Here is a 25,568-nt window from a genome sequence, read left to right as displayed (position 1 = left end):
TGAAAGTTTAATGTCCATCACAAAACCCATCCTGCCAGCAATATAGTCCATATCTTTGGCTTATCCTGCCTGACCCATTCATCCACCAGTCACGTACTTTCGTCTTATGTCTTACTCTGTGTGGCAGGAAAAAAATGACTTCAATCAGTAACGACTCTACATTATCGCCGCGGACGCAACGTGATACCCGGCGGATGAACTGGTTTGTTTCCATCGCCGCGGCGGTGGCGGGCTTGCTCTTTGGCCTGGATATCGGCGTGATATCCGGAGCGTTGCCCTTTATAACCGACCATTTCACCTTATCCAGCCAGCTTCAGGAGTGGGTGGTTAGCAGCATGATGTTGGGGGCGGCGATAGGCGCGCTGTTTAACGGCTGGCTGTCGTTCCGCCTTGGTCGTAAATACAGCCTGATGGCGGGGGCCGTACTCTTTGTGGCCGGCTCTATCGGATCCGCTTTTGCCGCCAGCGTGGAGGTGCTGCTGGTGGCCCGCGTGGTGTTGGGCGTGGCAGTCGGGATTGCCTCTTATACCGCGCCGCTGTACCTCTCCGAGATGGCCAGCGAGAACGTGCGCGGGAAAATGATCAGTATGTATCAGCTGATGGTCACCCTTGGCATTGTGCTGGCGTTTCTTTCCGATACCGCCTTTAGCTACAGCGGTAACTGGCGCGCCATGCTGGGCGTGCTGGCGCTGCCGGCGGTGATCCTGATCATTCTGGTCGTCTTTTTGCCGAACAGCCCGCGCTGGCTGGCGGAGAAGGGACGCCATATCGAAGCGGAAGAAGTGCTGCGGATGCTGCGCGATACCTCGGAAAAGGCGCGCGACGAGCTTAACGAGATCCGTGAGAGCCTCAAGCTGAAGCAGGGCGGTTGGGCGTTGTTTAAGGTCAATCGTAACGTGCGCCGGGCGGTGTTCCTGGGCATGCTGCTGCAGGCGATGCAGCAGTTCACCGGCATGAACATCATCATGTACTATGCGCCGCGTATCTTTAAAATGGCGGGCTTTACCACTACTGAACAGCAGATGATCGCCACCCTGGTGGTGGGCCTGACCTTTATGTTTGCCACCTTTATTGCGGTGTTCACAGTGGATAAAGCGGGCCGCAAGCCAGCGCTGAAAATCGGCTTTAGCGTGATGGCGCTGGGCACTCTGGTGCTGGGCTACTGCCTGATGCAGTTCGACAATGGCACCGCATCCAGCGGCCTCTCCTGGCTCTCCGTCGGCATGACCATGATGTGTATTGCCGGGTATGCGATGAGCGCGGCGCCGGTAGTGTGGATCCTCTGCTCCGAGATCCAGCCGCTAAAATGCCGCGACTTCGGTATCACCTGCTCGACCACCACCAACTGGGTGTCGAACATGATCATCGGCGCCACTTTCCTGACGCTGCTTGACGCGATTGGCGCCGCCGGCACCTTCTGGCTCTACACGGCGCTCAACGTGGCCTTTATCGGCATCACCTTCTGGCTGATCCCGGAAACCAAGAATGTCACCCTCGAGCACATTGAGCGCAACCTGATGGCGGGCGAGAAGCTGCGTAACATCGGTAATCGTTAATGTGAGGCGCGCGGCAACCACGGGCTGGCGACTTTGCGCGTCTCCCGATGGTTGTCGCCGTGAATGATATGCAGGGCGCTCAGGCGCCCGATGTCATAATGCGGCAGTTGCACTGTGGAGAGCGGCGGTAGAAACAGATCGCCAATGCCCACCATGTTGTCGTATCCCACTACCGCCACGTCCTGTGGAATGCGTAACCCCTGGCCCAGCAGCGTCTGATAGACCATAAACGCGATGCGATCGTTGCCGCAGATCACTGAGTCAAAGCCAGGTTTACCCTCGCGGATATGCGCCAGCACCACCGCCGGGATATCGTGGTAATGCTCATCGCCCTGGCCCATATACGAATGGCTCAGATGGTCCGGTTCGATACCGGCCTCCCGGCAGGCGCGCTCCAGCCCCCGGCGGCGGCGGATCGTCGCCGGCTGGCTGGCGGGTAAGTGCAGGCACAGCGGACGACGATAGCCAGCGGCAAGCAGGGCTTTCACCGCGTCGTACTGCCCCTGTTCATCGTCCGGGATATAGCTGGCCACCGGCTGGCTGAGGCTTTCGCAGTTGGCCAGCACGCAGGGCAGAGTCAGCAGTTTTTCCGGCAGCGGTACCTGGCGCAGGCCCATGGTGGTAAAGATAATGCCGTCCGGACGGTGGGAGAGGAGCAGGTCGACCACCGCTTCCGGACGATCGTCAGAAAACATATTGACCACAAAGCTGTTCCAGCCGTGGGCGCGGGCCGTCTCTTCGATCGATAAGGTGATTTCCACCGAAAAGGGCGTGGTCACGGTATCCAGCGCCAGCACGCCGATGGTGCTGGGGGTGGCGCGCGCCCCGCGGATCTTCTTCGCCGACAGGTCGGGGACGTAGTTGGTCTCGGCGATGGCGGCCTGCACGCGGGCCAGTGTCTCGGGCTTCAGCCGCTCCGGGGTGTTCAGCGCCCGTGAGACGGTCATCAGAGATACATTCGCCAGTTTTGCTACATCTTTCAGGGACGCCATTTTTTCCTCCGCCATTGCCGCAGAGTACAGGCTATACAACTAAGTCGCTGATGTAAAAGAGTGAAACGATTTTCTGCTATCGCCGTCGTGAGCTATGTTGCGGTTGATTTTTGATCGCGATCGCATCTTCATTATGTTAACGTTAACTTTTGTGATTAACATCATATATCGCAGCGAATCCACCTGCGTTTTGTTTTTTGTTAACGTTACCATAATTGCATTCCTCTAACACGAGAATGTCATGATGAAAGCGCCTCACTCACACAGCTACCCGTTGCTCAGTGCCTTACTGTTTTTCTTTTTTGTGACCTGGTCGTCATCCGGCTCCTTGCTCTCTATCTGGCTTCACCAGGAGGTTGGGCTGAAGGCAGGCGATACCGGTATTATCTATGCCGTACTGTCGGTTTCCGCGCTGTTTGCGCAAGTTTGCTATGGATTTATCCAGGACAAGCTGGGGCTGCGCAAACATCTGCTCTGGTATATCACCGCGCTGCTGATCCTCTCTGGTCCGGCGTATCTGCTGTTCGGCCACCTGCTGAAAATCAACGTCCTGTTGGGCAGCATCTTTGGCGGGATCTATATCGGTTTGACCTTTAACGGCGGCATCGGCGTGCTGGAATCTTACACCGAGAGGGTGGCGCGTCAGAGCCAGTTTGAATTCGGCAGGGCGCGGATGTGGGGCTCGCTGGGTTGGGCGGTGGCCACCTTCTTCGCCGGCCTGCTGTTTAACATCAATCCGCAGCTAAACTTCCTCGTCGCCAGCTGTTCCGGGCTGGTGTTCTTTATCCTGTTGGCGCGGCTGCGGGTCTCCTCGGCGCCGCATGCGATGCAGGAGGCGGTATCGGGCGGTAAGGTGACCCTCGAAGATGCGCTGCGCCTGCTGACGCTGCCGCGCTTTTGGGCGCTGGTCTTCTTCGTCATCGGCACCTGCATTTACGGCGTCTATGACCAGCAGTTCCCGGTCTATTTCTCATCGCAGTTCGCGACCCTGCAGGAAGGCAATGAGATGTATGGCTACCTCAACTCCTTCCAGGTGTTCCTCGAGGCGGCCGGCATGTTCTGCGCGCCGTGGCTGGTGAACCGCATCGGCGCCAAAAACGGTCTGATTTTCGCCGGCATGGTGATGGCGATGCGCATGGTGGCCTCCGGTCTGGTGGAGGGGCCGCTGCTGATCTCCATCACCAAACTGCTGCACGCGGTGGAGTTGCCGATACTGCTGGTGGCTATCTTTAAGTACAACAGCCTCAACTTCGATAAACGTCTCTCCTCCACCCTCTATCTGGTGGGCTTCGCCTGCACCAGCTCGATTATCGCCAGCGTATTGTCGCCGCTGGCGGGCTACAGCTATGAAAAATATGGCTTCGCCCAGTCCTACCTGATCATGGGCCTGCTGGTGTTCTGCACCACCTTTATTTCCATCTTCTTGTTGCGCTCCGGCAAATCCTCCGCCGATCCGCTGGTGTCGCAACCTACCGCTATCTGAATCAAAAAGAGTGAAAATGATGACTTACACAATCTCCCGGGCTGAACAGGTACTCCAGACACAACGCCAGGCGCTGAATCTGCGCTGGTATCCGCACTATCACCTGGCGGCCCGCGCCGGGTGGATCAACGACCCAAACGGTCTGGTGTGGTTCGACGGCTGGTACCATGCCTTTTATCAACATCACCCGTACTCCACCCAGTGGGGGCCGATGCACTGGGGGCACGCGCGCAGTAAGGATCTGGTGCACTGGGAGCATTTGCCGGTAGCCCTGGCGCCGGAGGGCCCGGAGGATAAAGACGGCTGCTTCTCCGGCTCGGCGGTGGTCGATGGCGATACCCTGGCGCTGATTTACACCGGGCATAAGTTCCACGGCGATCCTGGCGACGAAGCCAATCTGTATCAGGTGCAGTGTCTGGCCACCAGCCGCGACGGGATCCACTTTGAGCGCCAGGGGATGGTGGTCGACACCCCGCCGGGTATGCACCACTTCCGTGACCCGAAGGTCTGGCGTGAGGGAGATAGCTGGTACATGATCGTCGGCGCGCGCGAAGGCGATACCGGCCAGGTGCGGCTGTACCGTTCAGCCGATCTGCGCCAGTGGCAGGACGCGGGGGTGCTGGATGAAGCGGAAAGCACCATGGGCTATATGTGGGAGTGCCCGGACTTCTTCACCCTCAACGGCAAACGCGTTCTGATGTTTTCCCCACAGGGGATGCAGGCCGCGGGGTTCAGCAACCGTAATCTGTTCCAGAGCGGCTATCTGATCGGCGAGTGGCAGCCAGGCCAGCGTTTTATTCGCCATGGCGAATTCCGGGAGATGGATAACGGCCACGATTTCTATGCCCCGCAAAGCTTCGCCACCCCCGATGGCCGGCGGATCGTGATTGGCTGGCTGGATATGTGGGAATCGCCGCTGCCGGAGCAGCAGGACGGCTGGGCGGGCATGCTCTCCCTGCCGCGCGAGCTGAGCCTGAGCGCGGATGACCGCCTGCAGATGCGCCCGGCGAAAGAAGTGGAGAGCCTGCGCGGCGCCTGGTTCCCGTGGCCGGTCAGCACCCTGAACAACCAGCAGACGACGATGGTCGACAACTGCGAGGCGATGGAGGTGAATCTGCGCTGGGACTGCGCCCGCAGCAGCGCCGAGCAGTATGGTCTGCGCTTTGGCGATGGCCTGCGCATCTACGTGGATGCCCAACAGCAGCGTCTGGTGCTGGAGCGGCATTATCCGCAGTATGGCCTGTGCGGGACGCGCAGCGTGCCGTTGACCGCCGGGGCGGATCTCAACCTGCGAATATTTTTCGATAGCTCTTCGGTGGAGGTTTTTGTCAATGACGGCGAAGCCTGCCTGAGCAGCCGTATCTATCCGCAGGCTCCCCGCCGTGAATTAGCGTTATTTGCCTGGAGCGGCTCGGCGGCATTAACCGAAGCCGGCGCCTGGCAGCTCGAATAATAATAAGGCTGTTGTCGTTAATAACCCGTCTTTGACGATGGGCGGGTTATTATTGCCTGCATCGTCGTGCGTTACCCATTAATAAAAAATTCAGTTCATTCCATAATAAAAGGGTTTACCGATGAATAAAATCTGGGTCGGGTGTTTTCTGACGTCTCTGTATCTGCCATCCGTTATGGCGCAGGCGCCGTTATCGCTGGAGGAGCGACTGGCGCAAATGGAGCAGCGGCTAAAGGCGACGGAGGCGCGCGCCGCCAGCGCAGAGGCGGAAATTAAGACGCTGAAAGGCCAGCAGCAGGCCGCGACGGTCGCCCGCGCGGCGCCTGCTTCGCCGCGTTTGCAGCTAAATGACAATGGCGAATTAAAATTTTATGGCGACGTCGAATTTAACCTCGATGGCGCCAGTCGCACCGGCAGTCTGACGTCGGTCAAAACCAGCGCGAATAAAAGCTGGGCGCCCGGCGATAAAGAGCGCTGGGATATTAACGGTCGTATTCTGCTGGGTTTCGATGGCAGACGGAATGGCGCCGACGGGCAATATGCCGGATTCAGCGTGCAGCCTCTGGCGGATACGGATGGCAAAATGAATCTTGATGATGCGGTATTTTTCTTCGGCCAGCAGGATGACTGGAAAATAAAAATAGGCCGCTTTGAAGCCTGGGATATGTTCCCGCTGAATCAGGATACCTTTATTGAATATTCAGGTAATACCGCCAACGATCTCTATTCCGATGGCTATGGCTATATTTACATGATGAAAGAGGGGCGCGGGCGCAGCAGCAGCGGCGGTAACCTTCTGTTTAGCAAAACGGTGGATAACTGGTATTTCGAAGTTAACACCCTGGTGGAGGACGGCAGTTCGCTGTTTGTCGATCAGAACTATCATGGTAACGCGCTGGAAAACCGCAAAAATGTGGTGTACGTGCGGCCGGTGGCGGCGTGGCAGTCCGGCGCCTGGTCGGCGGCCGCGGCGATAGAGAGCAATCTCGTCAACAATGCTTACGGCTATCAGAGCCAGAGCGGACGCTGGGTCGACCAGTCAAACCGCACCGGCTACGGGCTGACCATGAGCTGGAACACCCTGAAAAGCGATCCGCAGGATGGGGCGGTGGTTAATCTGAGTACCGCCCTGCTGGACGCGGCGGACGAAACCGACTTCAGCGCCGGGATCAACGCCCTTTGGCATCGCGTGGAGCTGGGCTATATCTATGCGCACAATAAAATCGACCAGTTCAATATGGCCGGGGTGACCAGCGAATGCGATGGCGATTGCGCTATCCTGGCGCCGGGGCGCTATGACATCCATACCCTGCACACCTCCTGGCAGTTGCCGAATATCATGGCGATGCCGAACTTCAATATTTACCTTGGCGCCTATGCCTCGTGGCTCGATTCCACGGCAGCGAAGAGCGGGAATCCCGATGACCGCTACGGCGCCCGGGTGCGCTTCAAATATTTCTTCTGACAGGATACTCAGGCAGGCTCTCCCGCGGCGGACGCCACGGGAGAGTTCAGGCGGGCAGGTTAGCGCATCGCGCGGCGCAGAATGCGGTCGGTCTGGCGCTGGAAGTCCTCGGCCGCTTCTTCCACCGACTTTTTACCGTAGTCGATGTACTGCAGGGTGGTGCCGAACTGGGCGACGATCTGCGGATCGTCGAAGTACGGGGAGACCGGCAGAGCGGTGGGCAGGGATTGCGCCAGCTTCAGGCCGGACACCGCCGGATCGTCGGCTTTGATTACCCCATCCTCGGTCAGGTAGGTGACCGCCGCTTTACTCAGCGGCACGCCGCGCTCCAGTCCAAGAATATCCACCCCTTCTTTGCTGTTCAGCAGGAAGTTAATCACTTTCGCCGCCGCCTGCGGGTTTTTCGTCGATTTGCCAATCGATAACATTTGCGCGGGCTTGAAGAACAGTCCGGCATCGGTGGCGCCCGGCAGCATCGGGTATTCCCCCAGCACCAGCTTCGCCGGCGGCTTCAGGTTATCGGAATATTTGTTGATGGTGGAGTTCCACATGTAGGTCCCGCCCCATTCGCCCTGGATCCACGGCTTCATTTCGTACATGTTGCTCTTGCCGAAGGAGGCATAGTAGCGGGTGTCCGGCATCACATGGCTGTCGATAAGCTTCTTATACATACCGAAGAAATCCGCCCACTGCGCTTTGCTGTAGGAGAATTTTCGCCCTTTCTCATCGATGGCCGGCTGATTGTATTTTTGCACCATATAAGAGTTGAGCAGGGCCAGCACGTCCTGGTGTTCGAGCACCACCGGGTAGTACTGTTTCCCGAGCTTGCTTTCGAAAGTTTTTCCCGCCGCCATGAGTTCATCCCAGGTTTTCGGGAAGGGGATGCCCGCCTTTTTCCATGCTTCGTCGTTAAAGTAGAAGACGCGGGCGGTGACGGAAATTGGAATACCGTTAAGCTTGCCGTTGACCGTGGTGGACTGCAGTTCTTTGGCGTCGAACTGGCTGAGGTCGATCTCGTCTTTCAGGGTATTCAGATCGTAAAAGCCATCGCCATTTTTCGAAAAGATCGGCAGCCAGTTCCAGTTGGTCTGCATCACGTCAGGCTCGGTACCGCCGGCAATCTGGGTGGTCAGGCGTGAAAGATGGCCGTCCCAGCCGGTGTATTCTGCTTTGACGTTGATGTCTGGGTTTTGTTTGTGGAATTCCTCCAGCGCCTTGAGGGTGACCTGATGGCGGCCGTTGCCCCCCCACCAGGACATACGCATGTCGACATCCTGCGCTAGCGAAGAGAAGGCGCTAAGGCCCAGGGTGGCGGAGAGGGTGGCGCTTATCAGCACGTTTTTCATTGTTATGCTCCAGGGTTCACAGAGAGAGGTTCTGTTCGGTTTTGGCGTCAAAGATGTGACACTTGTTGAGATCAAAGGTGAAATAGACTTTGCGATTCAGTCCCCTGGCAATCATCGGCTTCGCATCGTCCGACGGCACGCGGGCGGTCAGCTCATAATCAGCAACCCTGAGATAAACAAAGAATTCATGTCCCATGTTTTCTACGCGTACCATTTCACCCGCGCAGGAACCTTCGGCAAAGGGTTCATCGGAGAGAGAGACAAACTCCGGGCGCACGCCAAAGAACACCTGCTGATTCTTATGGGTTTCAACTTTGCTTTGCAGCCGATCGTTGAGCGGCAGCCGCTGATCGCCCAGCGTCAAATGCAGGCGACCACCGTGCTCAACCAGCTGGCTGGGACGAATATTCATCTCCGGCGCGCCGATAAACCCGGCGACAAACATATTTTTCGGCTGGTGGTAGAGATTGTCCGGGGTATCAACCTGCATAATGTGGCCGAGCTTCATCACGCAGATGCGGTCGCCCATGGTCATCGCTTCCGTCTGATCGTGGGTGACGTAGACGGTGGTCGCCGGTTTGCCAGATTTTTTCAACTGCTTATGCAGATCGGAAATGCGGATCCGCATCGAGGCGCGCAGCTTGGCGTCAAGGTTGGAGAGCGGTTCGTCGAACAGGAAGACGTCCGGTTTTTTGACGATCGCCCGGCCCACCGCCACGCGCTGCGCCTGGCCGCCGGAGAGCTGGCGCGGCAGGCGATCGAGCAGTTCTTCCAGTTCGAGAATTTTCGCCGCTTCTTCCACCTGTCTGTCGATTTGCGCCTTCGGCAGCTTGCTTAGCTTGAGGCCAAAGGCGAGGTTTTCGCGCACCGTCATATGCGGATAGAGGGCGTAGTTCTGGAACACCATCGCGATGCCACGGGATTTAGGCGCCAGGTTGTTGACGATTTTGTCCCCAATCCGCACCTCGCCGCCGCTGATGGTCTCCAGGCCCGCCAGCATGCGCAGGGTGGTCGATTTGGCGCAGCCGGAGGGGCCGACGATCACCATAAATTCGCCATCGGCAATCTTCAGGTCGATACCATGCACCGCTTTAAACCCGTTGGAGTAGACTTTTTCCAGTTTGTTGAAAATCACTTCAGCCATGATATTTCCCTCTTAACCTTTGATTCCGCTGCTGGTCACGCCCTGCACGAAGTAGCGTTGAGCCAGGAAGAAGACAATGATGGACGGCAGAATGGAGATGCTCGCCATTGCCAGAATTTCGTTCCACGGCGCGCCTTCCGTGACGTCGATAGACATTTTTAGCGCCAGCGCGATGGGATACTTATCGACGCTGTAGACGTAGATCAGCGGACCGATAAAGTCGTTCATCGACCACATAAACTGGAATAGCGCCACCGAGATAATGGCCGGCTTGAGGATCGGCACCACCACATACCACAGCACCTGGATGGAGTTGCAGCCGTCGATCTGCGCCGCCTCTTCCATATCGCGCGGCACGCCGCGCAGAAACTGGATCAGCATGAAGACGAAGAATCCCTGGGTGGCGAAGGCCAGCGGCAAGTACAGCGGCAGATAGCTGTTCAGCATCCCCATTTCGCGGAACATCAGGTACTGCGGGATCAGCAGGACGGTGCTCGGCAGCAACATGGTGGTGATAAGCGTTGCGAACCAGAACTTCTTCCACGGGATCTCAAAGCGTGCGAAGCCGTACGCCACGATGGTGGAGGAAATGATCGTTAACACCACTTTCGGGATCACATACTTAAAGGTGTTCAGCATATAGTGGCCGAAATGGTATTCGGTGCCGGTCTTCCAGCCGTTGATAAACCCGTCCCAGGTGGCGTGGGCAGGCCACAGCCCGAGGGTGGTGAAGATCTCATGGTTCGGCTTGAACGAGGCGGAGAACATCCACGCCAGCGGGTAGAGCATCAGCAGGCCGACGAATATCAGCACGACGTAGCGCACCACCCGGCTCACCTTTTCCCGGCGCAGCGTACGGGCGACCTCACGATCGGCGTCGCTCATCACCGGCGCCATCTGTTGAATATCAGCCATTTTTGCCTCCCTTATCGGCGGAGTAGAAGACCCAGTATTTCGATGACTTAAAGGCGATCGACGCAAAGACCGCCACGACGAGGAACAGCACCCACGCCAGCGCGGCGCCATAGCCCATGTCGAAGTACTTAAAGGCGGTATCGTAGATATAGAGCGAGAACAGGTAGGTGTAATAGGTCGGACCGCCGCCGGTTATCACGTACGGGCCGGTAAACTCCTGGAACGCCTGGGTGGTCTGCATAATAAAGTTGAAGAAAATCACCGGGGTGATCAGCGGCACGGTGACCTTCATGAACATCTGCCACTTTGAGGCGCCGTCAATCATTGCCGCCTCATACTGCGACTGCGGAACGTTCTGCAGCGCGGCGAGGAAGATGACCATCGCGGAGCCAAACTGCCAGACGCGCAGCAGGGTGACCGACATCAGCGCCAGGGAGGGTTCCCCCAGCCAGTTGATGGCATCGATGCCAAAGACGGCGAGAAAACTGTTCAGCAGGCCGTCAATGGCGAACAGGGCGCGCCACAGCACGGCAATCGCCACCGAGCTGCCGAGGATCGACGGGATGTAATAGGCGGTGCGGAAAAAGCCGATGCCGCGCAGTTTGAAATTGAGCACAAAAGCAATGCCGAGGGCGAAAGCCAGTTTTAAGGGGATGGTTAAAAAGACGTAGGCAAAGGTCACCCCCATCGATTTCCAGAACAGGCTATCCTCGGTCAACATATAGCGATAGTTTTCGATGCCGTTAAATACCGGCGGGCTCATCAAGTCGTACTCGGTAAAACTGAGAAAGAAAGATGAAACAAAGGGAAAAGCGGTAAAGACGATCAGCCCGATGATATAGGGCGATATCCATGCCAATCCCAGCAGCTTGTTTTCATTCATACATACCTACCTGGCTTACGAGTTGTAATACGGATCCGGTGACGCCGCGCTGTCGGCCTTTTACGCCTGACAACGCAAAAATGTCTGAACGCTTCCTCTGCTTAACATGTCCTTGTTAATTAATGGGTTATTCTTTAACTGGTCTAGCAGGTAAGGGCTGACAGCCCCTTTTTTTATGCTGAACTGTTTTTTATAAAACACCGTTTTAATTTCATTTTATTGCGATTTGTTTCTGCGTCATGCAGATCAGGATGGAAATGTGATCAAAGTCGAAACGATGTTTCAAAAAGGTGAGGTGGTAAGCATTTTGGCCGTAAAGGGCGCCTGAAAGGAATGAAAAATTAGGCTTAACTGAGCGGGAAATATAATTACCAGGATAATGATTATGGCAGCATCTTTTTATTGAAGGGCGCCGGGCAGTAACCGGGGACGGCGAACGCCCCCGTTATGGATTAGCCTTCAAGAAAATCTTCGCGAATGGGAGTAAAGGTATCGAGCAGCGTGCCGGGCTGCAGGCAGACGCAGCCGTGCATAATCCCCGGCCGCTTATACAACGTATCGCCGGCGCTGACGACGCGCGTCTCCTCGCCGATGGTGAACTCGAACTCGCCGGAAAGCACATAGGTGAGCTGTTCGTGAGGATGGTTATGCATCGGGCCGACGGCGCCGGCGGCAAAATTCACCTCCACGGCCATCATTTTGCCGTCGTGGGCCAGAATGCGGCGGGTTACGCCATTGCCGAGGTCTTCAAGGGTGGTGTCTTTATGAAAAATAAACATCTGGCGATCCTGTTGTTAAAGTGAAACATTGTTTCATTTAACTTATCCCACTCTTCATGAAAAAGAAATACGCGGCCAGAGAAGTGGAAAGTTGATCACAAGTTTGCTTCACTGGCAGAAACGACATAAGGAGCAGAAGATGAAAACCATTGGCCTGTTAGGCGGCATGAGCTGGGAGTCCACGATCCCCTATTATCGGTTGATCAATGAGGGCGTTAAGGCGCGACTGGGCGGCCTGCACTCTGCCAGCCTGGTGCTGCACAGCGTCGATTTTCACGACATCGAAGCCTGCCAGTCCGCCGGCGACTGGGATCGCGCCGGAGAGATCCTTGCTGAGGCCGCGGTCGGGCTGCAGCAGGCGGGGGCCGAAGGCATTGTCCTGTGCACCAACACCATGCATAAAGTCGCAGATGCCATCGCCGCCCGCTGCCAGGTTCCCTTCCTGCATATTGCCGATGCCACCGGACGGGCGATTGCCGCCAAAGGTCAGCGCCGGGTCGCGCTGCTGGGCACCCGCTATACCATGGAGCAGACCTTTTACCGCGGTCGTCTGCAGGAGCAGTTTGCCATCGAGACGCTGATCCCTGAGGCTGACGATCGGGCGCAGATCAATCAGATCATCTTCGACGAACTTTGTCTCGGCACCTTCAGCGAGGCGTCGCGGGATTATTATCTGCAGACGATCGCCGCCCTGGCGGAGCAGGGGGCGGAAGGGGTTATTTTCGGCTGTACGGAGATTGGCCTGCTGGTGCCTGCCGAGCTCAGCCCGCTGCCGGTCTTTGACACCGCGGCGATCCACGCGGAAGACGCGGTCAACTTTATGCTCTCTGCAGGACCGACGCCAGCGGCGTGAGGATCTGCGGCAGACTCTGCTGCAGGTGGGCAACAAAGGCGTCGACCAGCGCCGAGCGCGGGCGGTGGAGGGGGCGGATCAGGCTGACGGTAAACGGCACCTCGACGCTGAAGCGGCGCACCACCACGCCGCTATCGGCATAGTCCAGGGCGGTTAACGGATTCACCACCGAGATCCCGGCGCCGGCGCGCACCATGGCGCAGATCGAGGCCGCGCTGTGGGTTTCGACCACCATCCGCCGTTTAACCTGATGCTCAAGGAACAGGGCGTCGAGCAGCTGGCGATAGCTGTCGGTGCGCGACAGGCTGATGTAGTTTTCGCCCTGAAAATCGGCGGGGGTCAGCGTCGCCTGCGCCGCCAGCGGATGGCCGGCGGGCAGCACGCAGACTTCATTCAGCGTCAGCAGCGGGGTGCGTTCGGTGCCCGCGGGGGTATGCAGGGTCTCCGTCAGGCCAAGGTCATGGCGCTGGGCGGAGAGCCACTCCTCCAGCAGCGGCGACTCCTGGGGGACGATCTGCAGGCTGACCTCCGGGTAGCGAGCGAGAAACGGCGGCAACAGCAGCGGCAGAAAGGACTGGGAAAACACCGGCAGACAGGCGATCGACAGCTCGCCCTGGCGGAACTCGCGCAGGCTCTCGGCGGCGCTGACGATACGGTCCAGGCCATACCAGGAGCGCTGAACCTCCTCAAACAAACGCAGGCCCTGCACCGTCGGCTGCAGGCGACCGCGGGTCCGCTCAAACAGCTGCAGGCCGAGCACCTTCTCAAAGCGCGCCAGCTCGCGGCTGACCGTGGGTTGCGAGGTGTGCAGCATCCGCGCCGCTTCGGTCAGGTTGCCGGTGGTCATCACCGCGTGAAAGATTTCGATATGACGCAAATTGACGGCTGGCATGCGGTCTCCGTGAGGCTCGGCTGGAACCATATCATTTTTGCATAGAGTCGCGATAAAACGATATTTTTTATTCGTCCGCCACTGTGGCGTAATCGAAAAAAAACAGCGACCAACACACGCACTGCACCGGAGTTCTTATGCCACACTCGCTTTACGCCACCGATACTGACCTGACCGCAGACAACCTGCTGCGCCTGCCCGCGGAATTTGGCTGTCCGGTCTGGGTCTATGATGCGCAGATTATTCGCCGCCAGATTGCCCAGCTCAGCCAGTTCGACGTGGTGCGTTTTGCGCAAAAAGCCTGCTCTAACATTCATATTCTGCGTCTGATGCGTGAGCAGGGGGTGAAGGTGGACTCGGTGTCGCTGGGGGAGATCGAGCGGGCGCTGGCGGCAGGCTACGATCCGCAGCAGAATCCAGAGGATATCGTCTTTACCGCCGATCTGATCGACGACGCCACCCTCGATCGGGTGAAGGCGTTACAGATCCCGGTGAACGCCGGCTCGATCGACATGCTGAGCCAGCTGGGCGAGGTGTCGCCGGGCCATCGCGTCTGGCTGCGCGTCAACCCGGGATTTGGTCACGGCCACAGCCAGAAAACCAATACCGGCGGTGAGAATAGCAAGCATGGCATCTGGTACAGCCACCTGCCGGCGGCGCTGGAAGTGATGCGTCGCTATCAGCTGCAGCTGGTCGGGATCCATATGCATATCGGCTCTGGCGTTGACTATGGTCACCTGGAGCAGGTGTGCGGCGCGATGGTGCGCCAGGTCGTCGACTTTGGCCAGGATCTGCAGGCCATCTCCGCCGGCGGCGGTCTGTCGATTCCTTACCGCGAAGGTGAAGAGGCCATCGACACCGCCCACTATTATGGCCTGTGGAACCGCGCCCGGGAGCAGATCGCGGCCCATCTGGGGCACCCGGTGAAACTGGAGATTGAGCCAGGACGCTTCCTGGTGGCCGAGTCCGGCGTGCTGGTGTCGCAGGTGCGCAGCGTGAAAGAGATGGGCAGCCGTCACTTCGTGCTGATTGACGCCGGCTTTAACGACCTGATGCGCCCGGCAATGTACGGTAGCTATCACCATATCACCGCTCTGGCGGCGGATGGCCGGGATCTCAGCGCCGCGCCGCAGGTCGAAACCGTGGTGGCCGGGCCGCTGTGCGAATCCGGGGATGTCTTTACCCAGCAGGAGGGGGGCAAAGTCGAGACCCGCCTGCTGCCGGCGGTAGCGCCTGGGGATTATCTGGTGCTCCATGACACCGGCGCCTACGGGGCTTCGATGTCATCCAACTATAACAGCCGTCCGCTGCTGCCGGAGGTGCTGTTTGATGGCGGCAAGGCGCGGCTGATCCGCCGTCGCCAGACCATCCAGGAGCTGCTGGCCTTAGAGCTTATTTAAAAAAAGGTCCCGTCGTCACCGACTCGCGAAGCACCAGCGTGCCGGTAAACGGCGGGATCGTTTCTATCGGCTGCTGATTGGCAAGCTTGATCGCCTGGTCGATAGCCGTAGTGATCATGTTGTCGATGGGCAGATAAACCGTCGACAGCCCCGGCTCCAGCCATTTCGCGCTTGGCGCATCGTCGAAGCCAAACAGCGACACATCCTGTGGAATACGCAGCCCCGCCTGATGCAGCGCCTTTGACGCCCCCAGCGCCATATCATCGTTACAGGAAAACAGCGCGCTGAAGCGGGCTTTCTCGTCCAGCAGTTCCCGGCACAGTTCGTAGCCGCGGGTCATCGTCGAGTCCCCATACTTCACCCGGCTCGGATCCCACTCAATACCATGTTTTATCAGCGCGTTGCGGTAGCCCTGCAGGCGAGCCTGGCCGGTAGGGGTATGCATCGGGACGGTGATGCAGGCGATATCGCGGTGGCCCTGGGTAATCAGATACTCCACGGCCTGGAAGGCGGCTTCCTGCTGTTCGAAGAACACGCAGCGTTCGCGGGCCTGCGCCACATCGCGGTTAATCACCACCAGCGGCATGGCGATCGAGTTAATCAGCGACATGATCGCCTTCTCGCTCATGTGCCGGGTATAGAGGATGATCGCATCGCACTGCCGGTCGGCGAGCATCTGCACCGCTTCCTCTTCGCGCTCCGGCGTATCATGGCCGTCGGTGACGATAAGCTGCTTTCCCCAGGCTTCGGTCTGGCGTGACGCCTGCTGCAGCAGACGGCCAAAGTAGAAGCCGTCAAAGGTGGAGACGACCAGCCCGATACTATTGCTGGTCTGATTGGCCAGCGAACGGGCAAGGAAATTGGGCCGGTAGCCCAGCTCTTCCATCGCTTTAAAGACCTGTTGGCGGGTGCTCTCTTTCACCTGACCTGTGCCGTTCAACACGCGGGAAACCGTCGCTTTCGAGACGCCTGCGCGAATTGAGACATCCAGCATTGTAGCCATTCATCGATTCCTGATTTCACGTGGTAAAGCGCAGTTTATCACAGACCGAAAAGGGACATATCGACGGGGCGGGGCGGAAAAACCATCGCGATCACGCTTTTGGCAGGAACTGACGAGCCGACAGACTCTGGTATGCCAATGTCGATTTTATTGGATATTTGGGATACCACTGTGCGCGTTGCGAGCGCTGTCACAGAACTATTTTTGCCTGGCGACTATGTTTTGGTATGCCAAAAGTCTCTGGCTGTTCACCTGGCCGCAATAAGCCCTTTACACTGAGGTACTCTTTTATGGCATTACAGGACAAACTGATCGACGCGCTGGGGCGTTTCGCGACGACATTCAACAGCTATCGCTACATTATGGCGATCAAATCGGCGTTTATTACCCTGATGCCGGTGATCATCGTCGGGGCCTTTTCGGTGCTGATCTCCAATATGGTGCTGGATCCGAAGAATGGGCTCGCCAGCTTTTCCTCGCTCTCCTTTCTTGCGGCGCTGAAGCCGATCACCAGCGCGCTAAACTACGCTACGCTCAACTTCCTCAATATCGGCGCCGTGTTTCTGATCGGTATTGAGCTGGGGCGGATCAACGGCATCAAAAGCCTGTTTCCCGGCCTGTTGGCGGTGATCTGCTTTATCTGCGTCACGCCGACCACGGTAGAGATGATGGTCGATGGCCAGATGCACGTGGTGAAAGATGTCCTGCTGCGCCAGTTTTCCGATACCCGCAGTCTGTTCCTTGGGATGTTCATCGCCATTCTGTCAGTGGAGATTTACTGCTGGCTGGAGGGGCGTAAGGGACTGAAGATCAAAATGCCGGATACCGTGCCGCCGAACGTCTCTGCCTCTTTTTCCGCGCTGATCCCGGCGATCATCACCACCACCGCGATCGCCACCTTTGGTTTTCTCTTTCACCAGCTGACGGGAATGTATCTCTACGATGCGGTCTACCAGGTGGTGCAGCAGCCGCTGGAGCGGGTGGTGCAGAGCCTGCCGGGGATCCTGCTGCTGATGTTCGTCGCCCAGCTGTTCTGGGTGATCGGCATTCACGGCAACCAGATGATCAAGCCGATCCGCGAGCCGCTGCTGCTGGGAGCGATCACTGTCAATATGAGCGCTTTTGAGCAGGGGAAAGAGGTACCGAACATCATCACGATGCCCTTCTGGGATGTCTACATGAGCATCGGCGGCTCGGGGCTGACCATCGGCCTGCTGATTGCGGTGATGATCGCCACCAGGCGCAAAGAGATGAAAGAGATCGCCAAGCTGTCGATAGGCCCGGGGCTGTTCAATATTAACGAGCCGGTGATCTTCGGGATGCCGATCATGCTTAACCCGATCCTCGCCATCCCGTTTATCATCACCCCGCTGGTGACCGGCAGCATCGGCTATTTCGCCACCCTGACCGGCTTCGCCGGCAAGGCGGTGGTGATGGTGCCCTGGACCACACCGCCGCTGATCAACGCCTGGCTCTCCACCGCCGGCTCGATGGGGGCGGTGGTGACCCAGCTTATCTGCATCGTCGTCGCGGTGCTTATCTATCTGCCTTTCGTCAAAATCGCCTCCCGCCGTGCCGATGCCGCGCAGCGTCAGGTAGACAATCAACAAACCGCCAACCCTGTCTGAGGAGCCTATGACTACCGTACGGATGACCATTCCCGATGATTTTATCCTTGGCGCGGCGGCTTCCGCCTGGCAGACCGAAGGCTGGAGCGGGAAAAAACCAGGGCAGGACTCCTGGCCCGATCTCTGGTACAAAAACGATCGCCACGTCTGGCATAACGGCTATGGCCCGGCGGTGGCCACCGATTTTATCAACCGCTTTCAGGAAGATGTGCAGCTGATGAAGCTGGCCGGGCTGACCCACTACCGCACCTCAATCAACTGGTCGCGCTTTCTGACCGACTATGAAAACGTCACGGTGGATGAGGAGTATGCGGCCTATTATGACCAGCTGTTCGATGCGCTGCTGGCCAACGGCATCACGCCGATGATCTGCCTTGAGCATTATGAATTGCCCGGCTATCTGCTGGAAAAGTATGGCGGCTGGGGGTCGAAAACGGTGGTTGAGCTGTTTGTGCGCTACGCGGAGAAGGTGTTTGCCCGCTACCACCCGAAGGTGACGCGCTGGTTTACCTTTAATGAGCCAATTGTGGTGCAGACCCGGGTCTATCTGGATGCTCTGCGCTGGCCCTATGAGCAGAACACCAGCATCTGGATGCAGTGGAACTATCATAAGGTGCTGGCGACCGCCAGCGTCGTGAAGCGGTTTCGTGAGCTCGGCTATCCCGGGACCGTCGGCTGCATCCTCAATCCGGAGGTGACCTACCCACGCTCACGCGCCCCCCATGACCTGCGCGCGGCGGAGATCTACGATCTGTTCTACAACCGCATGTTCCTCGACCCGCTGGTGCACGGCGTCTGGCCGCCGGAGCTTCTCGCGCTGCTTGAGCAGCATCAGGTGACGTGGGAGACCAGCGAGGAGGATCTGGCGGTTATCCGCGAGCACACCGTCGATGAGCTGGGGATTAATCTTTACTACCCGCACCGGGTCAAAGCCCCGTCGCGGGCCTGGCATCCGCACACCCCGTTCCATCCGGCCTGGTATTATGAGCCGTTTGAGCTGCCCGGCCGGCGGATGAACGCCTCCCGCGGCTGGGAAATCTACCCGCAAATCATCTTTGATATGGCGATGCGGATAAAAAATGACTATCGCAACATCCCGTGGTTCGTGGCGGAGAGCGGGATGGGGGTGGAAAACGAAGGCCAGTTCCGTAACCGCGAAGGCGTCATCGATGACAGCTACCGCATTCGTTTTATCAGCGAACATCTGTGGCACACCCTGCGCGCCCGCGAGGCAGGGGCCAACTGCCAGGGCTATATGCTGTGGGCGTTTACCGACAACGTATCGCCGATGAACGCCTTTAAAAACCGCTACGGGCTTATCGAAATCGATCTGCAAAACCATCGCGCCCGGCGACCCAAAGCCTCGGCGCACTGGTTTCGTCAACTGGGCGAACGGCGTGAACTGGTGCTGGATATCGATGATGAATACCGCTAGCCGGGGGCAATATTTGCTAAGATAGCGGCGTATTTGACTCGCAGGCATGTAACGCACAGGTGATTTTGTGGAAAAAGCGATAGTTCCGCCGGAAAAGAAGCCCTATCAGGAGATTGGTGATGACCTGCGCGCCCAGATCGCGCAGGGGCGCTACCCGGTCGGGTCGCGTTTGCCGCCGGAACGCCATATTGCCGAAACCTATGGCGTCAGCCGGACCATCGTGCGCGAAGCGCTGCTGATGCTGGAGCTGCAGGGGACGGTGGATATTCGTCAGGGATCCGGGGTGTATGTCATGCGCATTCCCCACGAGAACGACAGCGAAGAGGAGCAGCTGCTCAGCAGCGACGTCGGCCCGTTTGAAATTCTCCAGGCGCGCCAGCTGCTGGAGAGCAACATCGCCGCCTTTGCCGCGAAAATGGCCACCCGCGCCGATATCGACAATCTGAAGCGGATTATTGAACAGGAGCAGCGGGCAATCGCTCTCAACGACACCGCGCAGGATAACGCTCGTCTGTTCCATCTGGTGCTCGCCGGGGCGACGCAGAACCAGATGCTGTTGGCGACGGTAGAGCGGATCTGGCTGCAGATGGACAGCAGCCCGCTGTGGCAGCAGTTCAATGTGCATATTGCCAGCCGCGCCTGGCGGCTGAAATGGCTCGGCGACCGGCAGACCCTGCTCGCCGCGCTGCGGCGTCGCGATGTGATGGGCGCCTGGCAGGCGATGTGGCAGCATCTGGAAAACGTCAAAAACAGCCTGCTGGAGCTGTCCGATGAGGACGCCCCCGACTTTGACGGCTATCTGTTCGACTCAGTGCCGATTTTTCAGGGGAAGCTGGTATGACGATCCTGCCGCTGTACGCTGCGCCGCAGTATGCCCCGCAGGTGACCGACTGGCTGTGGCAGGCCTTTGGCGGCGAGACGCTGCCGCGGCAATTCTTCGCCAGCATCGTGCAGCATAGCCAGACGGCGGAGGCGCTGCCGTTGACCTTTATTGCCGTGGAAGGCGAGCAGTTGCTCGGCACGATTGGCCTCTGGCGCTGCGATTTGATCAGCCGCCAGGATCTGTTTCCCTGGCTGGCGGCGCTGTACGTCGCGCCCGCCGCCCGCGGTCAGGGGCTGGCCGGAAAACTGCAGCGGCATGTGATCGATTATGCCCGCCGCGCGGGCTTTCGGGAGCTCTATCTCTACTCCACCTGCCGGGATTTCTATGAACGCTTCGGCTGGCGCTACATCGGCGAGGGGCTGGATTACCCGGCCACCGCCGTGCACCTCTATCGCTATGACTTATCGCCTTCCTGCGGGGCGACCACCGAGTGACGACGGACCAGCGTCGGGCTGAACAGATGGGTGATCTCCGGCGCCGGCCGCTGCTCCGCCAGGGCTAAAGCCAGCTCGGCCGCCTGGGTCGCCATCGTGACGATCGGATAGCGGACGGTAGTCAACCGCGGGCGGACATAGCGCGAAATCAGGACATCGTCGAAGCCAATCAGCGAAATCTCCCGCGGAACGTCGATGCCATTGTCATTCAGCACCCCCATCGCGCCGGCGGCCATCGAGTCGTTATAGCAGGCGACGGCGCTAAAGTGGCGGCCGCGGCCAAGCAGTTCGGTCATCGCCTGTTCGCCGCCGCTTTCATCCGGCTCGGCAAACGTGACCAGCCGGTCGTTGCACGGCAGGCCGCTCTCCTCCAGCGCCGCGTAGTACCCCTGCAGCCGATCTTCCGCATCGGAGATATCATGGTTTGAGCACAGATAGCCGATACGCGTGTGCCCCTGCTGGATCAAATGGCGGGTCGCCAGCCAGGCGCCGTAGCGGTCGTCCAGCGCCACGCAGCGGGTTTCATATCCGGGCAGGATGCGGTTGATCAGCACCATGCCGGGGATCTGTTTCATCAGCCCGGCGAGTTCCTCATCGGGGATCATTTTGGCGTGCACCACCAGCGCCGCGCAGCGATGGCGGATCAGCTGCTCTATCGCCTGGCGCTCCTTCTGCACGTTGTGGTAGCCATTGCCAATCAGCAAAAAGTTGCCGGTGCGGTAGGCCACCTGTTCGACGGCTTTGACCATCGCGCCGAAGAAGGGGTCGGAGACATCGCCCACCACCAGGCCGACGGTTTCCGTTGACTGCTGGGCCAGCGCCCGGGCGTTCGCGTTGGGGTGATAGTTCAGGGTTTCCATCGCCGCGCCCACGGACTGACGCGAGGCTTCGCTGGCTTTGGGAGAGTTGTTGATGACGCGGGAGACGGTAGCGACGGAGACTCCTGCGAGTCGGGCTACATCCTTAATAGTCGCCATACCATGCCTTTTCTAGGGTAAGCGTTTACATACTGCTATGTTACGGGAAAGAGCGGCAGATTCAAGGCGCGGCGGCGAAGGAATGGCGCAAATGTGATTCAGCGCGGGCTTATCGGTGACCTGTTTACATTGACGCGATCGGTAATTGAAACCGGCGCAGGAAAATACAAACCTTTGCTTACACTTTGCGATGCGCTGTTGCGAATGTTCGCTGGTTTGTTCGCGGATCCGGTTGATATTCTGGCTATCCCAGAGGTATTGATAGGTGGAGTCAACGTCACGTTGACCACTTTACTTACACCAGCCTGCGCAGATGCGCAGGTTTTTTTTTGCCCGCTATCGGCGTTGTTACAGATAGCGAAAATCGTAATACCTCGTTGCACTTAGGCTCACTCCCTTGCGTTTTCCCGCTGGCCCGTTACGGCCAAAAAACGTGACAATCGAGATCCCAGAGGTATTGATAGGTGAGTTTCTCAGGTACGCTCTTCGTACTGAACGTCTTACACCGACCTGCGCGGATGCGCAGGTTTTTTTTATTCCGAAAATCCCCCCGCTGCACTGCTTTCCCATGCCTTCTCGTGTAACCTGCTTTGACTCATCAACCGGTCACATGGAGTTGTTATGCTTTTGGGATTTTTCAGACTGCTGTTCAAGGGGTTATACCGGGTCAGACTGACCGGCGACACGCAGGCTTTATACCAGCAAAAGGTCTTAATCACCCCGAACCACGTCTCTTTCCTCGACGGCATTCTGCTGGCGCTGTTTTTGCCGGTCCGACCGGTTTTTGCGGTCTATACCTCAATCAGCCAGCGCTGGTTTATGCGCGCGCTGACGCCGATTATCGATTTTGTGCCGCTGGACCCGACCAAGCCGATGTCGATCAAACATCTGGTGCGCCTGATTGAGCAGGGGCGGCCGGTGGTTATTTTCCCGGAAGGGCGAATTTCGGTCAGCGGCTCGCTGATGAAAATTTATGACGGCGCCGCCTTTGTCGCCGCCAAATCGCAGGCGACCATTGTGCCGCTGCGTATTGAAGGCGCCGAACTGACACCCTTCAGCCGGCTGAAGGGGCTGGTGAAACGTCGCCTGTTCCCGCGTATTCAGCTGCATCTCCTGCCGCCCACCCATCTGCCGATGCCCGAGGCGCCGCGCGCCCGCGACCGGCGCAAAATCGCCGGGGAGATGCTGCATCAGATCATGATGGAAGCCCGGATGGCGGTGCGCCCGCGGGAAACCCTGTATGAGTCGCTGCTGGCGGCGCAGGACCGCTTCGGCGCGCGCAAACCCTGCGTGGAGGATATCAACTTCCAGCCGGATACCTATCGCAAGCTGCTGACCAAAACCCTGTTTGTCGCCCGCATTCTGGAAAAATACAGCCAGCCGGGCGAGAAGATCGGCCTGATGCTGCCTAACGCCGGCATCAGCGCGGCGGTGATTTTCGGCGCTATCGCCCGCGGGCGTATTCCGGCGATGATGAACTATACCGCCGGGGTGAAAGGGCTCAGCAGCGCGATAGCCGCCGCGGAGCTCAACACCATTTTCACCTCGCGCACCTTCCTCGATAAAGGCAAACTCTGGCACCTGCCGGAGCAACTGACCCAGGTGCGCTGGGTATTCCTGGAAGATCTTAAAGGCGATATCACCCTCGCTGACAAACTGTGGATTTTTGCTCATCTGCTGGCGCCGCGTCTGGCGCAGGTTAAGCAGCAGCCGGAAGACGCGGCGATGATCCTCTTCACCTCCGGTTCCGAGGGCAATCCGAAAGGGGTGGTGCACAGCCATAAGAGTCTGCTGTCCAACGTCGAGCAGATCAAAACTATCGCCGACTTTACCGCCAATGACCGCTTTATGTCGGCGCTGCCGCTGTTCCACTCTTTTGGCCTCACCGTCGGCCTGCTGACGCCGCTGCTTACCGGGGCGGAAGTGTTTCTCTATCCCAGCCCGCTGCACTATCGCGTGGTGCCGGAGCTGGTCTACGATCGCAACTGTACGGTGCTGTTCGGCACTTCGACCTTCCTCGCCAACTATGCCCGTTTCGCCAATCCGTACGATTTCTACCGCCTGCGCTACGTGGTCGCCGGGGCGGAGAAGCTGCAGGAGAGCACCAAACAGCTGTGGCAGGATAAATTCGGCCTGCGCATTCTCGAAGGCTATGGCGTGACCGAGTGCGCGCCTGTGGTCTCGATTAACGTGCCGATGGCGGCGAAGGTCGGCACCGTGGGCCGCATCCTGCCGGGGATGGACGCCCGCCTGCTGGCGATGCCAGGCATTGAGCAAGGGGGGCGGCTGCAGCTGAAAGGGCCGAACATCATGAAAGGCTACCTGCGGGTGGAAAACCCCGGCATGCTGGAAGCGCCTGCGGCGGAAAACCAGCACGGCGAGATGGAAGCGGGCTGGTATGACACCGGGGATATCGTTACCTTCGACGAGCAGGGCTATGTCCGCATTCAGGGCCGCGCGAAGCGCTTCGCCAAAATCGCCGGCGAGATGATCTCCCTCGAGATGGTGGAGCAGGTGGCCCTCGGCGCGTCGCCGGACAAAATGCACGCCACGGCGATTAAACAGGACGCCAGCAAAGGCGAGGCGCTGGTGCTGTTTACCACCGATAATGAACTGACTCGTGAAGCCCTGCTGCGCTACGCTCGCCAGCACGGCGTACCGGAGCTGGCGGTGCCGCGAGATATACGCTGGCTGAAACAGCTACCGGTGCTCGGCAGCGGCAAGCCAGACTATGTCACCCTGAAAAATATGGTCGACGAGGCGGAAACAACCCATGAGTGAGTCAGTACATACTAACCCTTCGCTGTACTCGAAAGGGATGGTGGCGGTGATCTGCGCCCAGTTCCTGTCGGCCTTCGGCGACAATGCGCTTCTCTTCGCCACCCTGGCGCTGATGAAGCAGCTCTATTATCCGGAGTGGAGCCAGCCGGTCCTGCAGATGTTGTTTGTGGGCGCTTACATCCTCTTTGCCCCCTTTGTCGGCCAGTTCGCCGATAGCTTTGCCAAAGGCCGGGTGATGATGGTGGCCAACGGCCTGAAACTGCTCGGCGCCGGCTGCATCTGCTTCGGCGTCAATCCGTTTATCGGCTATACGCTGGTGGGGATTGGCGCCGCCGCCTATTCGCCGGCCAAGTATGGCATTCTCGGCGAACTCACCACCGGCGATAAGTTAGTGAAGGCTAACGGACTGATGGAGTCCTCGACCATCGCGGCGATCCTGCTGGGCTCCATGGCCGGCGGGATCCTCGCCGACTGGCACGTGCTGGCGGCGCTGATCGTCTGCGCGCTGGTCTACGGCGGGGCGGTAGTGGCTAACCTGTGGATACCCAGGCTGCCGGCGGCGCGTCCGGGGCAGTCGTGGCGTTTTAAGCCAATGACGCACAGCTTCTTCAGCGCCTGCCGGACGCTGTGGCGCAACGGCGAAACCCGCTTTTCGCTGATGGGCACCAGCCTGTTCTGGGGCGCTGGCGTGACCTTGCGTTTCCTGCTGGTGATCTGGGTGCCGGTGGCGCTGGGCATTACCAGCAACGCCATGCCCACCTATCTTAATGCGATGGTGGCGGTGGGGATTGTGCTGGGTGCCGGGGCGGCGGCGAAGCTGGTGACCCTGGAGACGGTGTCGCGCTGTATGCCGGCCGGGATTTTGATCGGTATCGCGGTGATAGCCTTTGCGGTGCAGCAGTCGCTGCTGCCGGCGTTCGGTCTGCTGCTGCTGCTCGGGGTGTTCGGCGGGTTCTTTATCGTACCGCTGAACGCGCTGCTGCAGGAGCGTGGGAAACATTCGGTCGGGGCAGGTAACGCCATTGCGGTACAGAACCTCGGTGAGAACGTGGCGATGCTGCTGATGCTGGGGCTCTATTCCCTGGCGGTGAGCGTGGGCGTTCCACCGGTCGCCGTGGGGATAGGCTTTGGCGCGGTATTCGCCGTGGCCATCGCCGCGCTGTGGGTCTGGGGGCGGCGTAAATAACCTCCCGGCTTACGCTGCGCTTGACTGGGCGAGGGGGTCGCCAATATCTGCTCTTCGGTAGCCCGGGTAAGGCGTATACG

22 protein-coding genes are annotated in these 25,568 nt (G+C 58.7%); 13 read left to right on the top strand and 9 right to left on the bottom strand.

Annotation, left to right across the window (positions count from 1 at the left end; genetic code table 11):
* Positions 1–134: 134 nt before the first annotated feature.
* Positions 135–1,556: an arabinose-proton symporter AraE gene (gene araE / locus RRF55_RS11035; RefSeq protein WP_002916001.1), complete on the top strand. Its 1,422-nt coding sequence runs from the start codon at positions 135–137 to the stop codon at positions 1,554–1,556.
* On the opposite strand, the gene RRF55_RS11030 is transcribed toward araE, so the two are convergent.
* Positions 1,553–2,548 (bottom strand): LacI family DNA-binding transcriptional regulator, encoded by a 996-nt coding sequence (locus RRF55_RS11030; protein ID WP_004149647.1) that lies wholly within the window; start codon positions 2,546–2,548, stop codon positions 1,553–1,555. The genes araE and RRF55_RS11030 overlap by 4 nt on opposite strands.
* Positions 2,549–2,642: 94 nt before the next feature.
* Here RRF55_RS11030 and RRF55_RS11025 point away from each other — a divergent pair, with 94 nt between their 5' ends.
* The 4 genes from RRF55_RS11025 to RRF55_RS11010 all read left to right on the top strand — a co-directional run bounded on the left by RRF55_RS11025 (position 2,643) and on the right by RRF55_RS11010 (position 6,949).
* Positions 2,643–2,777 (top strand): hypothetical protein, encoded by a 135-nt coding sequence (locus RRF55_RS11025; protein ID WP_004143987.1) that lies wholly within the window; start codon positions 2,643–2,645, stop codon positions 2,775–2,777.
* 12 nt (positions 2,778–2,789) lie between these two features.
* The gene (locus tag RRF55_RS11020; protein WP_002916000.1) at positions 2,790–4,031 is read left to right on the top strand and encodes an MFS transporter; all 1,242 of its coding nucleotides are present in this window, start codon (positions 2,790–2,792) and stop codon (positions 4,029–4,031) included.
* A gap of 19 nt (positions 4,032–4,050) precedes the next feature.
* A complete protein-coding gene (locus RRF55_RS11015) occupies positions 4,051–5,484 on the top strand; it encodes a glycoside hydrolase family 32 protein (RefSeq protein ID WP_026005853.1) in 1,434 nt (477 codons plus the stop codon).
* A 121-nt stretch (positions 5,485–5,605) separates the two neighbouring features.
* Positions 5,606–6,949 carry a carbohydrate porin gene (locus RRF55_RS11010; RefSeq protein WP_439419124.1) on the top strand — a complete coding sequence of 448 codons (1,344 nt, stop codon included), beginning with the start codon at positions 5,606–5,608 and terminating at the stop codon, positions 6,947–6,949.
* A gap of 59 nt (positions 6,950–7,008) precedes the next feature.
* Here the strand turns inward: RRF55_RS11010 and RRF55_RS11005 are convergent, their stop codons facing one another.
* The 5 genes from RRF55_RS11005 to RRF55_RS10985 all read right to left on the bottom strand — a co-directional run bounded on the left by RRF55_RS11005 (position 7,009) and on the right by RRF55_RS10985 (position 12,016).
* Complete coding sequence (locus RRF55_RS11005) at positions 7,009–8,295, bottom strand: ABC transporter substrate-binding protein (RefSeq protein WP_009308582.1); 1,287 nt, start codon at positions 8,293–8,295, stop codon at positions 7,009–7,011.
* 16 nt (positions 8,296–8,311) lie between these two features.
* On the bottom strand, positions 8,312–9,439 hold the full coding sequence (locus RRF55_RS11000; RefSeq protein WP_004211903.1) for an ABC transporter ATP-binding protein: 1,128 nt from the start codon (positions 9,437–9,439) through the stop codon (positions 8,312–8,314).
* Between the two features lie 12 nt (positions 9,440–9,451).
* On the bottom strand, positions 9,452–10,354 hold the full coding sequence (locus RRF55_RS10995; protein ID WP_002915996.1) for a carbohydrate ABC transporter permease: 903 nt from the start codon (positions 10,352–10,354) through the stop codon (positions 9,452–9,454).
* Positions 10,347–11,237: a carbohydrate ABC transporter permease gene (locus RRF55_RS10990; protein WP_002915995.1), complete on the bottom strand. Its 891-nt coding sequence runs from the start codon at positions 11,235–11,237 to the stop codon at positions 10,347–10,349. Before RRF55_RS10990 ends, RRF55_RS10995 begins: the two co-directional genes overlap by 8 nt.
* A 452-nt stretch (positions 11,238–11,689) precedes the next feature.
* A complete protein-coding gene (locus RRF55_RS10985; RefSeq protein WP_002915993.1) occupies positions 11,690–12,016 on the bottom strand; it encodes a cupin domain-containing protein in 327 nt (108 codons plus the stop codon).
* 139 nt (positions 12,017–12,155) lie between these two features.
* On the opposite strand from RRF55_RS10985, the gene RRF55_RS10980 reads away from it, so the two are divergent.
* Positions 12,156–12,869 carry an aspartate/glutamate racemase gene (locus RRF55_RS10980; RefSeq protein ID WP_002915992.1) on the top strand — a complete coding sequence of 238 codons (714 nt, stop codon included), beginning with the start codon at positions 12,156–12,158 and terminating at the stop codon, positions 12,867–12,869.
* Here RRF55_RS10980 and RRF55_RS10975 read toward each other — a convergent pair.
* Positions 12,835–13,761, bottom strand: coding sequence for a LysR family transcriptional regulator (locus tag RRF55_RS10975; protein WP_002915991.1), 927 nt, complete (start codon positions 13,759–13,761; stop codon positions 12,835–12,837). The two genes, RRF55_RS10980 and RRF55_RS10975, sit on opposite strands and share 35 nt — an antisense overlap.
* 137 nt (positions 13,762–13,898) lie before the next feature.
* On the opposite strand from RRF55_RS10975, the gene lysA reads away from it, so the two are divergent.
* Positions 13,899–15,161, top strand: coding sequence for a diaminopimelate decarboxylase (gene lysA, locus RRF55_RS10970; RefSeq protein WP_004181191.1), 1,263 nt, complete (start codon positions 13,899–13,901; stop codon positions 15,159–15,161).
* On the opposite strand, the gene RRF55_RS10965 is transcribed toward lysA, so the two are convergent.
* On the bottom strand, positions 15,154–16,155 hold the full coding sequence (locus RRF55_RS10965; protein WP_004229436.1) for a LacI family DNA-binding transcriptional regulator: 1,002 nt from the start codon (positions 16,153–16,155) through the stop codon (positions 15,154–15,156). The genes lysA and RRF55_RS10965 overlap by 8 nt on opposite strands.
* Before the next feature lie 299 nt (positions 16,156–16,454).
* Here RRF55_RS10965 and RRF55_RS10960 point away from each other — a divergent pair, with 299 nt between their 5' ends.
* The 4 genes from RRF55_RS10960 (at position 16,455) to RRF55_RS10945 (ending at position 20,544) form a co-directional block, all read left to right on the top strand.
* Positions 16,455–17,792 carry a PTS sugar transporter subunit IIC gene (locus tag RRF55_RS10960; RefSeq protein ID WP_004174520.1) on the top strand — a complete coding sequence of 446 codons (1,338 nt, stop codon included), beginning with the start codon at positions 16,455–16,457 and terminating at the stop codon, positions 17,790–17,792.
* A 7-nt stretch (positions 17,793–17,799) separates the two neighbouring features.
* Positions 17,800–19,227 carry a glycoside hydrolase family 1 protein gene (locus RRF55_RS10955; RefSeq protein ID WP_130974831.1) on the top strand — a complete coding sequence of 476 codons (1,428 nt, stop codon included), beginning with the start codon at positions 17,800–17,802 and terminating at the stop codon, positions 19,225–19,227.
* Positions 19,228–19,294: 67 nt separating this feature from the next.
* Positions 19,295–20,068, top strand: coding sequence for a GntR family transcriptional regulator (locus RRF55_RS10950; protein WP_002915985.1), 774 nt, complete (start codon positions 19,295–19,297; stop codon positions 20,066–20,068).
* Positions 20,065–20,544: a GNAT family N-acetyltransferase gene (locus RRF55_RS10945; protein ID WP_032433583.1), complete on the top strand. Its 480-nt coding sequence runs from the start codon at positions 20,065–20,067 to the stop codon at positions 20,542–20,544. Before RRF55_RS10950 ends, RRF55_RS10945 begins: the two co-directional genes overlap by 4 nt.
* Here the strand turns inward: RRF55_RS10945 and galR are convergent.
* Positions 20,505–21,521, bottom strand: coding sequence for an HTH-type transcriptional regulator GalR (galR, locus tag RRF55_RS10940; protein ID WP_002915981.1), 1,017 nt, complete (start codon positions 21,519–21,521; stop codon positions 20,505–20,507). The two genes, RRF55_RS10945 and galR, sit on opposite strands and share 40 nt — an antisense overlap.
* Before the next feature lie 621 nt (positions 21,522–22,142).
* Between galR and aas the strand changes: the two genes are divergently transcribed.
* On the top strand, positions 22,143–24,302 hold the full coding sequence (gene aas / locus RRF55_RS10935) for a bifunctional acyl-ACP--phospholipid O-acyltransferase/long-chain-fatty-acid--ACP ligase (protein ID WP_020802360.1): 2,160 nt from the start codon (positions 22,143–22,145) through the stop codon (positions 24,300–24,302).
* Positions 24,295–25,488, top strand: a complete 1,194-nt coding sequence (gene lplT / locus RRF55_RS10930) for a lysophospholipid transporter LplT (protein ID WP_004185495.1) — start codon at positions 24,295–24,297, stop codon at positions 25,486–25,488. Before aas ends, lplT begins: the two co-directional genes overlap by 8 nt.
* Positions 25,489–25,568: the final 80 nt, after the last annotated feature.

The organism is Klebsiella sp. K47 (assembly GCF_051858335.1).
GTDB classification, from domain to species: domain Bacteria; phylum Pseudomonadota; class Gammaproteobacteria; order Enterobacterales; family Enterobacteriaceae; genus Klebsiella; species Klebsiella pneumoniae.
The sequence above is the reverse complement of the archived record's forward strand: the minus strand, read 5'-3'. Positions and strand labels throughout refer to the sequence as shown.